General features: G+C 46.7%; 14 protein-coding genes and 1 tRNA gene. 10 read left to right on the top strand and 5 right to left on the bottom strand.

What is annotated here, in order from left to right:
- Nucleotides 1-9 precede the first annotated feature (9 nt).
- Nucleotides 10-1,104, bottom strand: coding sequence for a DUF362 domain-containing protein (locus tag ACI2NF_RS06275; protein WP_400211231.1), 1,095 nt, complete (start codon nt 1,102-1,104; stop codon nt 10-12).
- A gap of 15 nt (nt 1,105-1,119) precedes the next feature.
- On the bottom strand, nt 1,120-1,680 hold the full coding sequence (locus tag ACI2NF_RS06270) for a DUF2284 domain-containing protein (RefSeq protein ID WP_400209971.1): 561 nt from the start codon (nt 1,678-1,680) through the stop codon (nt 1,120-1,122).
- 308 nt (nt 1,681-1,988) lie between these two features.
- On the opposite strand from ACI2NF_RS06270, the gene ACI2NF_RS06265 reads away from it, so the two are divergent.
- The 7 genes from ACI2NF_RS06265 to ACI2NF_RS06235 all read left to right on the top strand — a co-directional run bounded on the left by ACI2NF_RS06265 (nt 1,989) and on the right by ACI2NF_RS06235 (nt 7,172).
- Nucleotides 1,989-3,236 (top strand): hypothetical protein, encoded by a 1,248-nt coding sequence (locus ACI2NF_RS06265; RefSeq protein WP_400211230.1) that lies wholly within the window; start codon nt 1,989-1,991, stop codon nt 3,234-3,236.
- 10 nt (nt 3,237-3,246) lie between these two features.
- Nucleotides 3,247-4,056: an ABC transporter permease gene (locus tag ACI2NF_RS06260; protein ID WP_400147373.1), complete on the top strand. Its 810-nt coding sequence runs from the start codon at nt 3,247-3,249 to the stop codon at nt 4,054-4,056.
- The gene (locus ACI2NF_RS06255; RefSeq protein ID WP_400147370.1) at nt 4,053-4,862 is read left to right on the top strand and encodes an ABC transporter ATP-binding protein; all 810 of its coding nucleotides are present in this window, start codon (nt 4,053-4,055) and stop codon (nt 4,860-4,862) included. The genes ACI2NF_RS06260 and ACI2NF_RS06255 overlap by 4 nt, the downstream gene beginning before the upstream one ends.
- Before the next feature lie 91 nt (nt 4,863-4,953).
- Nucleotides 4,954-5,367 (top strand): hypothetical protein, encoded by a 414-nt coding sequence (locus tag ACI2NF_RS06250; protein ID WP_400211229.1) that lies wholly within the window; start codon nt 4,954-4,956, stop codon nt 5,365-5,367.
- Nucleotides 5,368-5,431: 64 nt separating this feature from the next.
- Nucleotides 5,432-6,049 (top strand): HAD family hydrolase, encoded by a 618-nt coding sequence (locus ACI2NF_RS06245; protein WP_400147365.1) that lies wholly within the window; start codon nt 5,432-5,434, stop codon nt 6,047-6,049.
- A gap of 32 nt (nt 6,050-6,081) precedes the next feature.
- The gene (locus tag ACI2NF_RS06240; protein WP_400147362.1) at nt 6,082-6,672 is read left to right on the top strand and encodes a GTP-binding protein; all 591 of its coding nucleotides are present in this window, start codon (nt 6,082-6,084) and stop codon (nt 6,670-6,672) included.
- Entirely contained in the window at nt 6,669-7,172 is a 504-nt protein-coding gene (locus ACI2NF_RS06235) for a hydrogenase nickel incorporation protein HypA (protein WP_177971707.1), read from the top strand. The genes ACI2NF_RS06240 and ACI2NF_RS06235 overlap by 4 nt, the downstream gene beginning before the upstream one ends.
- Before the next feature lie 8 nt (nt 7,173-7,180).
- Here ACI2NF_RS06235 and ACI2NF_RS06230 read toward each other — a convergent pair.
- Nucleotides 7,181-7,267: transfer RNA gene (locus ACI2NF_RS06230), tRNA-Leu, on the bottom strand.
- Nucleotides 7,268-7,380: 113 nt separating this feature from the next.
- On the opposite strand from ACI2NF_RS06230, the gene iorA reads away from it, so the two are divergent.
- On the top strand, nt 7,381-9,201 hold the full coding sequence (gene iorA, locus ACI2NF_RS06225; RefSeq protein WP_400147359.1) for an indolepyruvate ferredoxin oxidoreductase subunit alpha: 1,821 nt from the start codon (nt 7,381-7,383) through the stop codon (nt 9,199-9,201).
- Nucleotides 9,198-9,785 (top strand): indolepyruvate ferredoxin oxidoreductase subunit beta, encoded by a 588-nt coding sequence (iorB, locus tag ACI2NF_RS06220; RefSeq protein ID WP_177971551.1) that lies wholly within the window; start codon nt 9,198-9,200, stop codon nt 9,783-9,785. Before iorA ends, iorB begins: the two co-directional genes overlap by 4 nt.
- A 108-nt stretch (nt 9,786-9,893) precedes the next feature.
- Here the strand turns inward: iorB and ACI2NF_RS06215 are convergent, their stop codons facing one another.
- Both ACI2NF_RS06215 and ACI2NF_RS06210 read right to left on the bottom strand, forming a co-directional pair.
- Nucleotides 9,894-10,514 carry a hypothetical protein gene (locus ACI2NF_RS06215; RefSeq protein WP_400147355.1) on the bottom strand — a complete coding sequence of 207 codons (621 nt, stop codon included), beginning with the start codon at nt 10,512-10,514 and terminating at the stop codon, nt 9,894-9,896.
- Between the two features lie 164 nt (nt 10,515-10,678).
- Nucleotides 10,679-11,029: a ribbon-helix-helix domain-containing protein gene (locus ACI2NF_RS06210; protein WP_177971549.1), complete on the bottom strand. Its 351-nt coding sequence runs from the start codon at nt 11,027-11,029 to the stop codon at nt 10,679-10,681.
- Between the two features lie 235 nt (nt 11,030-11,264).
- On the opposite strand from ACI2NF_RS06210, the gene leuS reads away from it, so the two are divergent.
- Entirely contained in the window at nt 11,265-14,162 is a 2,898-nt protein-coding gene (gene leuS, locus ACI2NF_RS06205; protein WP_400211228.1) for a leucine--tRNA ligase, read from the top strand.
- The last annotated feature ends 22 nt before the right edge of the window (nt 14,163-14,184 follow it).

Here is a 14,184-nt window from a genome sequence, read left to right as displayed (position 1 = left end):
CTGGATCATTCATATCTTTATCAATTCGTATTTGGAAACGCCCATACCGATCTTCTCGGCATGTTCTGTGGCAACCTTCCAATTGGTGCCCGGATTCGTTCTCGTGAATATGTCGTCAGGCCCTTCCTTATCCGCTTTGGATCCTGGTATGACGATCTGTTCGTTGACGAAATCCGAACTTGCCACGTCCAACGCAACAGGGTCGAACGAGGCCAATATCCCTACGTTGGGGACTATCGGTTGTTGACAGTTGGGGCGACAATCGCAACTAGATGATACGTCTGCGATTATGTTGATATGGAAACTAGGTTTCCCCAATATGGAGGCTTTAGCATACTCCGCCATCTTTTTGCACATCTCATCCAAACTTCCGTAGACAGCATCTATCGCATCATAATGACATGATGCGATGCACAATCCGCAGCCCATACACTTACTCTCATCGACGGATGCCTTCTTGTCTTCAACAGAGATGGCTTCGGCGGCACACATCTTCGTGCATTTCTTGCATCCGATGCATTTGTCCTGTTCGACCTGCACCTTCCCATTGGCATGCTGTTCCATCTTACCTCTTCTGGATGCGCATCCCATTGCAAGGTTCTTTAACGCGCCCCCTATGCCCGCCATCTCGTGGCATTTGAAATGATTGATCGTTATGATGATATCCGCATCCGCGATGGCACGGCCGATCTTCGCATTCTTGACGAATTCCCCATCTATGGGGATCTCGACATCATCGTCCCCTTTCAACCCATCACCGATTATGACATTGCATCCAAGTGATAGGGAGTTGAATCCATTGATCGCGGCTGTATCAAGGTGTTCAAGCGCATTCTTCCTTCTTCCTGCGTACAATGTGTTGCAATCCACAGCGAACGGCATGCCTCCATGTTCCTTCACGATGGATGCGACCGTCCTCGCATATCCCGGTCTGAGGTAGACCATGTTTCCGTACTCGCCGAAATGGATCTTTATCGCAGTGAATTTCCTATCGTAATCGAGTTCCTCGATACCAGCTTTTCTAAGGAATCTTTCGAATTTCTCTATGAAATTATCTTCCACTCCGTGGTGGAAATCGGTATAATACACCTTCGAGCACGTCATATCCGCTCCTACTTATCATTTGAATAAGAATATTCCGTAGAGCGTGATTCTATCTTTGGAGAATCCGAACGATTCGCCTAACGATCTTATGTATCTCTCCATATCCACGCCATATCCGCTGACCGATGGCAGTTGTTTATCGGGGAATGGACACTCCTTATCGATCTTCACAGAACAGTTCTCGCCACAGTATCTGCACGGTCCGTCTGCCAATGCTAGTACGTCTGCACCTTTTTCAATCAATTTGCATTTGATGTTCCTGCATTCAGAGCGGAAGGAATCCATCATCTCTTCCATCTCTTTCTCGTTCTCTATATCATACCCTTGGAAATCACGCACAAGGATATCCGCATATCTGTAAGAATTGATCTTATCCATACACTCGTCCATCGTGCCGCAGTATGGCGGACACGTCCATGATGTGCGGTAATTCCCGCATAGATTGTCCTCGCATAGCTTTCTGAATCTAAGGATATCATCCTTGGTAACGGATGGAGTGGGTGCTTTTCTGATGATCCTGCATCCATCCGTAGTTTCGATGAATTCGGATATGGAATGGTCGTTCGTCATGGCCATGGATTGAAGAGAGATTATGTGGTTATAAATGTAGAGTATATATGACAAGATGTTATGATGGATGTTGGCTAGCGTCCGAAGGTCATCGGACACGACCAATGGCCATGTCAGGTATTGTCACGCAATTCATATTACCCTTGCCATAATTGTGACGTTGTTCTTTTCTATTGACATAATTGTATTTTTTTGATGTCATCATTTGGAAAACAACGTTAAATTTTATCACAATTGTATTATCAGTATACTTGTGTGATAAAATCGGCGGTTTTATATCCTAGGAAAATTCATCGAAGTTTCAAGGTGAAATCATGGACAAAAAAGCTATGTACGCGATCATTGTGGTCGCGATCCTTGTAGTCGCAGGAATGGCAGCAGTCATCGCGATGAACAACGGAGAGAAAGAGCAGTCCTCTAAGAATTATATCAACGTCGTCGGAAGGATTAACACCGACGGTTCTGGAATCTACCTTAAGGAAGGCGAGAAAGCATCAGACTACATCGAGATTGTCGATGTTAAGCCGACTTCTGGCGAGAAATACATTGAAGTTGGTGACAAATTCATAGTGTTCAAGGCAGAGAACTGGGGCGGAAAGTTATTCGGAACTCCTGGTACGTCAACAATCCAGCATGTTCAGTTACAGACACTTGTAGAGAATGTCATGGGCCTTAAGTTCAAAGCATATGCGATCGGATCTTCAATGAGCAAGGATACTGTTTATTTCGATGCGGTGAAGTCATTTGCAGCATACAAAGAGAAGACGACAGGTGCACAGCCATTGCCAATCACTGGTGCGATAATATGGGAAGCACAATATTCGCTTGCATTGGAGAATAAATGTGTTGGTCTTGAGATTACGAACAACATCTTCCCTGGACACACGTGTTGCGTAATAGCTGGAAACACATCGTTCATGGAGTCCAATAGTGATTCAACAGTTAAGTTCCTCGTAGCATACTTGGAGATTCTTGACAAGATGGTCAAAGCAATCGAAGATCCTACATCTGAAGACTATAAAAAGTTGGTAGAGGTCGCAACTAATAAAGTCAGTATGCCCAGCGGAACATCGACCGAGACGAAGATTAAAGTCATCGAAAATGCACTCAACATTGTTAAATTCGGAGCACACGATGAAAATGCGAATGACCCTCTTGTGGATTTGAGAAAGGACATAGCGACTCTCGCTGTCGATCTTAAAGAACTCGGTTCAATAAAGAAGAGTTATTCAGACCTCGGTTTCGAATCAGCCGATGATTTTGCAAAGAAATTCGTCGATGGAACGTACATGAAGAAAGCGATGGAGAAGGACTACAAGGACGATGGTTCGAAAGTAAAGATCAAACTCTCTGTGATAGCAGGAGATATACACCAGATAGCCATTCACTATGGAGTTGACATCGGTATCTTCGACAAATATGGAATCGATATCGTTATCAGTAGCCAGGACAACGGCCCTGCTGTCGCAACAGCACTTCAGGCAGGGGAAGCAGACCTCGGGCTTTTAGGTGCTCCACCTATAACCATAACGGTTATGAACGGTAGTTTGGTTACGGCATAAAGTGATAGCAATGTCTCTGTCATTCAAATACGATGAGCATAACAAATATCACAGATTCGCAAGATCTGCAATTATAGCAGCGGCATCCTTGACCACGTTCGTGATCGTTTGGTGGTTCGTTGCAATCATGGCCAACATGACTGCATTACCAACACCGATTGAGACATGGGATGCATTCATATCGTTGCTGAATGATGGAGACCCCCTTACGGGGGCATCTTTATCGACATATCTGTCGAAAAGTTTCGGTACATTTCTTAAGGGATTGGCTCTTGCTGTTGTAATTGCTGTTCCCTTGGGATTGTTTTTAGGATTCATCAAACCACTGAGGGAGTTCCTCAATCCGATAATCGAGGTATTGAGGCCGATAGCACCTATCGCTTGGGCCCCGATATTCATTCTGTCCTTCGGATATCAGATCGGTCCATCATTGGTGGTGTTCGTGGGAATATTCTTCCCGATGTTAACAAACACGATTTTCGGTGTTCAGAAGTTGGATCCTATGCTGTTGGATGCCGCAAGGACGATGGGTGCAAATCCTTTACAATTGTTCAGAAAGGTCGTATTGCCGTCATCTGTACCATACATAATGAACGGACTGAAGGTCGGTCTTGGTATCGGATGGATGTGTATCGTTGCAGCTGAGTTGTATGCGACCCCTCTTGGAGGAATAGGGTTCTATCTTCAGGAACAGGCAAGTGCAGGTAACTGGCCCGGGGCATATTCTGCGATAATCATCATCGCGGTTCTCGGTCTTCTTACAACAAGTTTGGCAGAATATGCACACAAAGCCATAGCTAAAAGGATGGGGATCGAATGAACGAGATCAGGTTCAATAAGAAACAACACAATCACTCCGATGAGGTCGGAGATATCGTAATCGATCACCTCAGTAAGACTTTCAAAACCGATGATAAGGAAGTTGTTGCAATAAAGGACTTCAGCCTTGACATCAAGAAGGGTGAACTCATATCCGTAGTCGGCCCATCTGGATGCGGTAAGACCACACTGCTCAGATGCATCGCAGGATTGGAAAAACCTACGAGCGGTACAGTATCTTCCAACGGTAAAGTATTCACTGAACCAGGTGCTGACAGAGGCATGGTATTCCAGGATTTTGCGCTCTTTCCATGGAGGTCCGTGAGAAAGAATGTAGAATTCGGAATGGAGGTTGCAGGAGTCCCTAAGGCAGAGAGGAGAGAGAGGGCGGAGAAGTACCTCAAACTTGTAGGTCTTGAGAATTTCATGGATGCAAGGATCCACGAACTTTCTGGAGGGATGAAACAGCGCGTAGGTATCGCAAGGGCATTCGTGAACAATCCTGATGTGATATTGATGGACGAGCCTTTTGGTGCACTTGATGCACAGACCAGGAACATCATGCAGATGGAATTGGTCAAGATCTTGGAGAAGACGGACCAGACCATAATATTCATCACTCACTCTGTTGAAGAGGCAGTATTCCTTTCGGACAGGGTCGTTGTTCTCACGAAAAGGCCTGCGGAGATCAAGGAGATAATCGATGTTCCGTGGCCAAGGCCCAGGAACCGTACGGATCCTGAATTTACAGCATTGAGGAAGAAGATCCTTGATGAATTGGAAAAAGAGAATGTGATGACGGGGTAAAATCCCCTCCATCAACATTCTGGCATGGGAAGACGTCTAGTATTCAGAGATTCTCTTTACATTTGCCATGGTATATCGTGGAGGATGAATTATGAAGAGTACCATCATAACAATAGGCGTTGTCGCCTTGATCATCATCGCCGGCATAGCTATCTACACATCTGCAGAGAAAGAGTGTTGCGATGATGAGAAGAACGTATCTATGGAATTTCCAACAGTCTTGAAACTGAGTCTCGGCGATGGACTGAAATGTACATACCAAGGCAAGGAGCACCTCAACGGGGATTCGATAGTATTGTGGGATGATGGTTACATCATTTTCACATTGAATGTCGTCGGAACGATCACCGTCAGCGGATGGTGGGTAGGTCCTGATGGCGATAAATCTTCCACATACGAGAGGGAAGAGAATATCACCACTTTGAAAGCCGAGATCACTACCGTTGCATATTGGGGAAAGATGACCGGCGAATTGAACGCAACGTTCGAATTACCAAAGGAATGAATCCAAGGGGCGTTGCCCCTTGTCTTACCATCACAGTTAAATCATCCATCACATACGGCATCCGATGAAGGATTACGAACTGTATATTTTCGATTTCGATATGACGTTGGTGGATTCTCTGAAGCCATCTATCGGATGTTACAGGAAAGCCTTCGAGGTCGCGGGATTCCCATTCGATGAGAGGAAATGTTCCGAATATATGAGGGAATCATTGAATCAGACATTTGGAAGATTCTCAGATTGCACATGTAAACTCAGAGAGTTCGTCACAGCGTTCATAATGGAATCCGAAAAGGACATGGTGGAATCCACATCATTCTTTTCGGAGTCGATGCATGTCATAGAAGAATTGTACGATAGGGGCAAGATCCTCTGTATCGCATCCGGTAAGACGGAGTATAGGATACGGCAGACACTCGATAGATTCGGTATCACCGATCACTTCGATCAGATTGTAGGTTACGAGAGGATGGTCGAACAGAAACCATCGCCTTATTGTATCGACCTCATAATGGGCAAATATGACATACCTAGACGCAACGCATGTTTCATAGGCGATTCTCCCAATGATATGCTATGCGCCATCAACGCAGGCGTGGATGCCATACACATCGACCGCGGGGATGCGATCGAGTGTGTTTGTGACCACAGGATACACGATCTTTCGGAATTGATTGAGTAATGCGTTAATACCCATCTGCAGATATAGGTCGTATGAAGATCTACATCCTGGGAGGATTCTTAGGGAGCGGGAAGACGACACTTCTCATGAAGATGGCAGATATGTTCATCAATAAAGGGAAGAAAGTGTCCATACTCGTCAATGAGGCAGGCGACATCGGTGTCGATGGAGCCACGATCAACTCACAAGGATACAACGCAGTCGAACTTCCTAACGGATGCATCTGCTGTTCCATGGTCGGGACCATGCACGAATCCCTGATGAAGATAAAGTCGGAGATCGCACCCGACATCCTGATAATAGAACCTACAGGGATTGCGTTCCCAGGTAAGGTCAGGGAAGCCATCGAATTGATCGATTATGGTGAGGAGTTCATACAGATAATCGGCATATTCGATGGTCCAAGATTCAAGCTGTTCGTAGAAAAGAAGAAGGATTTCTACAAGAAACAATTGATGGATTCAGATATATTGGTCATGAACAAGATGGATCTCACACCGGATGACGTGAAGGAAGAGGCCATCCAATGGATGAACAAAGAGATACCGGGCATAGAGGTGATCCCTGTCGTGGCCACTACCGGCGAGAATCTAGACAAGGTATTTTCGGAGTTGAGAGAATGACGACATCGATCGAAGAAGCAAATGGGTCGGCAGCAGGATTTTCCGGGCACATCCATGGTTTCAATGCGGATGCTGAAGCAAGACTCATCGATATGATGATGAAGGTCGGACATTGGGTTGATGAAGAATCAGGCATGTTCCTCGGACACATCAAGATGGCCATAATGTTCGAGGGAAAGGGTATAACGCTCAACCTCACCGATCTTGACGAAGGTGTCCTTTGCCATGGTTCCCTCATGCCGAAGCAGAAGGTGGACTTCGATTTCATGGTGGCTGTGACGGATGTCGATGCCGGAGAATTGGAACATGTGATGCTTCACGCCATAGAGGATTCCGGGGTGGATTTCTGTCTGGATGAGCATGAGTGTTCATGTGGGCACCATCACGACCATGAGCATCACCACGATCACGAACATCATCATGATCATGAGTGTTCTTGCGGTAAGGACCATCACGAAGAGAAGGATCATACAGGTTGTACCTGTGGACATCATCATTGATGGCTTTATGGTGCCGGGGCTGGGATTCGAACCCAGGAACCGCTAGGGACAGGATCCTAAGTCCTGCGCCGTTAGCCAAGCTTGACTACCCCTGCACGTTCAATGGGAATGCTGAGGTTATTTTTATTGATTGTGTATTCTTCTGTCACCACACTAACGCACACATTATAAGTGCAGGATATATCCTGTGTCGTGTAGGGGCAGTCAGATGGTCGATTTATTATCAGACAGTGGAAGACAGTTGTTACTTGGAAATGAGGCAATTGTCAGAGGATTGATCGAATCAGGTGTGAAGTACGCTTCGACCTACCCAGGTACGCCTTCTTCGGAAGTCGGTAACAATCTGGAGAAGATGGGTGAGAAAGCAGGGATCTATTTCGAGTTCTCCTCGAATGAGAAGATTGCATTGGAAGTCTCCGCAGCCGCTGCTACGGCAGGTGTGCGTTCTTTCGCATTCATGAAGCACGTGGGATTGAATGTCGCAGCCGATCCTTTGATGACATTGGCCTATGCCGGCGTCAATGGCGGTATGCTCGTCATGACTGCCGATGACCCATCGTGTCACAGCTCTCAGAACGAGCAGGACAATCGTTACTATTCGCATCTGTCGCTGTTGCCGATGTTGGAACCATCGACGCCTGAAGAGGCCAAGGAGATGCTGCCCTTAGCGTATGAGATCTCCGAGGAACTGAAATTACCTGTCATATTCAGGACCACGACCAGAGTCAATCACGCACGTGGTGTAGTAGAATTCAAGAAACCAATCGATAAGCCCGCCGTAGGACATTTCGATAAAGATTTCAAGAGATACGTGAACATTCCTGCGAACTCGAGGGTGAACAGGATCATCCTTCTCGATAAGAACAAGAAGGCTCAGGAGCTCTCAGAATCATCCGAGTTGAATTTCATCGTAGGGGATGGAAGCTCCGAAGTCGGCATAATCACATCCGGGGTATCATACACCTATGTGAAGGAATTCACAGATGGTGCGGACATACTGAAGATTGGATTCACGAACCCTCTTCCTGAGAAGAGGATCGCTGATTTCATCAGAGGTAAGAAGAGCATCATAGTTGTCGAGGAACTCGATCCGTTCCTTGAGGATCAGGTATACAGGATCATCGCTCAGAACGGTCTGTCGGTACGCGTATACGGTAAGAGGGATGGAACGCTCCCGAGAGAATGGGAGTTCTCACCGGATACCATGAGGAAACTCAAGGATATCGTGAAGATCACCGAATTCCCTCAAGCCATGGAGAAGACGACCGTCAAACTCCCTGGAAGGCCACCAACGCTATGTGCGGGATGCCCTCACAGAGGATTGTTCGCAGCTACGAAGAGGGCTGTTGGAAAGAAAGATGTCATCTATTGTTCTGATATAGGATGCTACACACTCGGCGGACAGCCTCCGTTCAATGAGGCGGATTTCATCATCTGCATGGGTGGAGGAGCAGGAGCTGCCGGAGGATTCTCTGAATCAACGGATCAGAAATCGATCGCATTCCTTGGCGATTCGACATTCTTCCATTCAGGAATACCCTCATTGATATCAGCCAAATTCAACGACCACAAGTTCACGATGGTCATTCTTGATAACCGTACGACCGCCATGACCGGACATCAGCCGAACCCTGGTACGGGAAGACATTTCGGAGGGGTGGAGACGGATATGGTCGACATTGAAGCGGTCGTCAAATCGATCGGTGTCGAATTCGTCGAGACTGTGGATTCGTATGATGTGAGGAAGGTAGAGGATGTCATGAAGAGAGCTATCGATTACGATGGCGTATCCGTGGTGATATCCAAATGTCCTTGTCCTCTCGAGCTCAAGAAAGAGAAGAAATTGGTGCCCAAGGTATGCATCGTCGACCAATCGAAATGCATACAGTGTATGACATGTCTGAAAACAATCGCTTGTCCTGCATTGATCAAGAAGGATGGAACGGTCGTTGTAGATGAGACTCAATGCATCGGTTGCGGTATGTGTTCGAATGTCTGTCCTAAAGATGCGATAGGGGTGAAACAATGAAGTACACGATTCAGATCGTTGGAGTCGGAGGTCAGGGAGTATTACTTGCTTCCATGGTCCTTGGTAACGCTGCTATGAAATCAGGATACAAGGTGGCGATGAGTGAGGTCCACGGTATGGCCCAGAGGGGCGGAAGCGTACTTTGTACATTGAGATTCGGCGACGATGTCATCAGTCCTTTGGAGGCTGAAGGCGATGCTGACATGATAATGGGATTCGAACCTGTCGAGACTTGCAGATATCTCTCATTGGGTAACAAGGATACGGTGGTCATCATGAATCTCGATCCAGTGTATCCGTCGATGGTAGCGGCCGGAATGGAGAGTTATCCTGAGATCGATGAACTCATCGCATCCGCAAGATCGCAGAATCAGAATGTGAGGACATTGGAGGCGACATCGCTTGCGATAGAAGCCGGTAAAGCCGTTGCTGCCAATGCAGTGATGATCGGTGCTGTTGCAGGTGTGAAAGGATTCCCGCTTGACATGAATGTCCTTAGGGAAACTCTTGCGGAGAATGTTCCTCAGAAGTTCCTCGAACTGAACCTCAAGGCATTCGACCTCGGTTTTAAACAGAATCAATAAAAAGGGGTTCCCGCCCCCTTTATTTTATATTTAATATATCTAAATAGGATGCGGGATAGGAGAAAGTGTGATAGGGAGAAGCAACTCCCTATCGGGGAGAAATAATCGTCAGTACGATGCGAGACTTCTCTGAACCATCGTAGTACGTATGCTGGTCTTCTCATTGTCGATGAGACGATCATGGAATGTCCTCATGTTGACATCCTGCTGTTTGTTGATATAACTGACAATGGTCTGGTTGATCCTGGAGAATATCTCGTTCAGTGTGAGATCCCCATACTTCTCCAACGATCTCTCGTTCTCTATGACCACAGTCGAACTGCACAACATCCTCATCGTTGCGATACCGTCCTTTGCTATGGCGACACGCATGGATTCGAACTCGAAAGGAGAGATCAATATCGAATGAACGGTGATGCCCAGATCCTTCGCGATCGATGCTACGATCGGAGCGAAATCGGTTCCCGTCTCGCCACCCATACCAGCTACGATGTAAGCGACGTCATATCCGGAAAGAACATTCTTGATATCGTTGGCGACATTGTTCCTGGTCGTGCTAAGTGCCTTTGGAATGAAGATCCTCTGTTTGATATCGAGGGCCTCATATCTCTTTTCATCCGATGTTATGGCAATGACATCCATTGAATGGTCGATATGAACATCGCTGATCACATTGCAACCAGCTCCGCCAATGCCTATTACTGCTGTACGCATATCCTTTCCATCCATTACATCGTCCTCCTTTCGTTTGTGTATTAGTGGCCGGTGAAGGCAACGGTCCCTTTCGGTCCCGAAGTCCCATCCTCCCTTCCGGCCAATTAAGGCGTTTCACCAAGAAGGCAGTCTACCTTTACAGGTCTACTGTCCCATCCTCCTTTTGATGTACTATACTTTTATCTTGTCAGTGATGAGGCTGCAGTGAATTTGCTCTGTGCAAGTTCGGTTGTAAGCTGTGTGCTTACGATCTTCTCGCGTATCATCGATCTTATCGCATCCGACCTATCGATGTAGATCCCATCTTCTACCATCGAATCGATCGTATCGATCTCTGCATTCGCGAGGCGAACTGCAACCTCATTCTTGTGTGTCTGTGCTACGTCGGCATCCCTATCGACGTATGCACGGATGGCTGACCTTATGAACAGGGAACGTCCCCCCATCTCTGGATGCTGCTGAAGATAGTCGTCCATCGTCTGGAGTTCTTCAGTCCCCATTCTCAGAGAAATGATCTTCCCTTCGTCCATTCAAGTCACCTGTGTTTAGCTTTGTATCGAGTGCATATCCCTTCAAGCTACGTAATCTCTATCAAACTATTAGTATAAAAATGTATCACATTGTAATAATCTGTATTACAACGAGTCGATAGTAGTGTGGTGATATTCTGATCTGCGTTTTCACTCATTCAGATTTTACTTATATAATATAAGGCAACCTATATAATCGGATTGTTCATTCAACCATTCGGTATCTGGTGTACATATGATATCTGATTACGGCAAGATGGAACTTAAATGGCAGAAGAGATGGGCTGATGCCGGTCTCAATCGTGCGAATAGAGATGAGAAGAAACCCAAATTCATGGTGATATTTGCATATCCTGGTGTCACAGGCTATCTTCACGTGGGCCATATGAGGGGATTCTCATATGCTGACGCTATTGGAAGATACAAGCGTATGACAGGGTATAATGTATTGTTCCCCGTAGGTACGCATGCAACAGGGAATGGTTCCATCAGTCTTGCCAACAAGATCAAGAACCGCAATGAGGGCATGATCAATTACATGCTCAAGAACGGTTGTCCCGAGGAGAAGTTCTCGGAGCTCGAAGAGCCTATGTCCGTCGTGAATTTCTTCAACGACGTATATCAGAATGAATATTGGAAGAGATTCGGATTCCTTGCCGATTGGAGGAGATTCACATGTACACTATATCCGGATTATTCAAAGTTCATCCAATGGCAGTTCAGGAAACTCAACGATGCAGGATTGTTGATCCAAAAGCCGTATTACGCCCCATCGTGCGTATCATGTGGGCCTGTCGCAGTGGATGCTTCGGAGACAGATATCTCGAAGGGCGGAAATGCCGAGACGCAGGAATATGTCCTTCTCAAATTCAAGCATGGTGATGAATATCTTGTGGCTGCGACGCTCAGGCCGGAGACCATCTACGGTCAGGTCTGTTTCTGGGTGAATCCCGACGTTGAATACGTCAAGGCGAGATACAAGGACGAGACGTGGATCATCTCGCCGCAGGCATTCGAGAAGATCGGATACCAGAAGGATGGAATAGAGGAGATCGGCAGGATATCCGGAAAGGATATGATCGGATGGATGTGCATCGCACCTGCACTCCACAAGGAGATCCCTGTATTCCCTGCTACATTCTGTGACCCCAATGTCGGTACCGGTCTTGTGACATCATGTCCGTCCGATGCACCAGATGATTGGATATCATTGGAAGCAGTGAAGAAGGATCCTGAGATGATCTCCAAATACGGACTCACACAGGAACTCATCGACTCTGTCGTACCGATATCGATCATCGATATCGAAGGATATGGTGAATTCCCTGCTAAGACGATCATAGATAAGCTTGGAATAACCGCACCTGGTGATCCGAAACTCGTGGAGGCGAAGAAGCAGGTCTACAAGGATGGATACCACATGGGTAAGATGAAACCCATCTGTACAGAAGTCGTAGGCATGCCTGTCGATAGGGCGAAGGACAGGATGAAGGAGATAATGATCGATGCGAACGAGGCCGATGTATTCTACGATCTCACCGAGGAAGTCATATGCAGATGCGGTAAGAAGGTCTACATCAAACGTATCGACGATCAGTGGTTCATCAACTATGCGGATGCCAATCTCACAGAGAAGACACATGAGCATTGTAAAGGAATGCACATCGAACCCGTGGATTATTACAACAACATCCATGGTGTTCTCGATTGGTTCAGAGAGAGGGCATGCGTACGTCTCGGAAATTGGCTCGGTACCAAGTTCCCCTTCGATGAGAAGTGGATAATCGAGGCAATATCCGATTCTACGCTCTATCCGATATACTATCTCGTGTCAATGTATGCCAATGAGGGTCAGATAAGACCGGAACAGATGACTGATGCATTCTTCGATTATGTATATCTGAAGGAAGGCGACATCAATGACGTATCATCCGAGACGGGAATATCCGTTGAACTCCTTGATAGGATAAGGAAGGATGTGGAATATTGGTATCCTCTCGACCTTAACCTCGGTGGAAAGGAGCACATGACCGTTCACTTCCCTGCATTCCTGTTCAATCACATCGCCATACTTCCGGAGGAGATGTGTCCAAAGGGCATCATGGTCAATTGGTACGTCACAGGTAAGAAATCGCCTGCTAACGCATCCGGTAAGATCTCAAAGTCAAAGGGCGGTGCACAGCCCATCCCTGGTGCTGTGGATAAATTCAGCATCGATGGTATGAGGTTGTTCTATGCTCACTCCGCATCACCATTCATAGATGTCGAATGGGATGAGGATAACGTATTCACATACAAACAGAGAGTGGACAAAATAGTGAAATTCATCGACGATCTCCTGCAGATCAAAGGGGATGCAAGATCATCCATCGATGACTGGTTGCTTTCCAGATTCCACTCCCATATCGCCGAGATAAAGGATGCTATGGAATCATTCGACATCAGGCAGATGGCATCCATCGCATATTTCGAGATGTTCAATGATTTTAAATGGTACGTCAGAAGGGGCGGTATGAATGAGGAGACCATCAGAGAGGCCGCAAGGATATGGATCACAGTCATGATGCCTGTGACGCCTCACGTGGCAGAGGAACTCTGGGAGGAGTTTGGATTCGAAGGAATGGTCTCGGAGGCTCAGCTCGCTGATGCTGATGTCAACATCCGTTCAGTAGCGGCGGAGTATGCCGAGGATCTCATAAGGGATGTCATATCAGACATATTGGAGATCATTAAGGTCACCGGTATGCAGCCGAAGAGGATAATTATCTACACGGCCATGGAATGGAAGCGCAATGTCTTCTCGAAGGCTGTTCAACTCCATAAGGAGGGTAAGTTGGATGTGCCGACATTGACGAAGGCCTGTATGGCGGATGAGAACCTCAGGAAGATGGGAAAGGCTGTCTCCGATCTTGCCAGGAAGGTCGCTCAGGATTACATGAGGCTCCCTGTGGAGAAGATCGAAGCAGTGAGCGGATTGGATGAGTTGGCACATCTCTTATCGGCCAAGGATTTCATTTCGGATGAGGTCGGATACAACGTCGAAGTGATCAGTGCTGATGATGAGGAGAAATACGATCCTCAGAACAAGTCGAAGGTCGCTGTTCCCGGTAAACCAGGAATATATCTTGAATGAGTGCAAGGTCTCGGAGGGATCC

It is taken from the genome of Candidatus Methanarcanum hacksteinii, from assembly GCF_964305265.1.
Classification (GTDB): Archaea; Thermoplasmatota; Thermoplasmata; order Methanomassiliicoccales; family Methanomethylophilaceae; genus Methanarcanum; species Methanarcanum hacksteinii.
The sequence above is the reverse complement of the archived record's forward strand: the minus strand, read 5'-3'. Positions and strand labels throughout refer to the sequence as shown.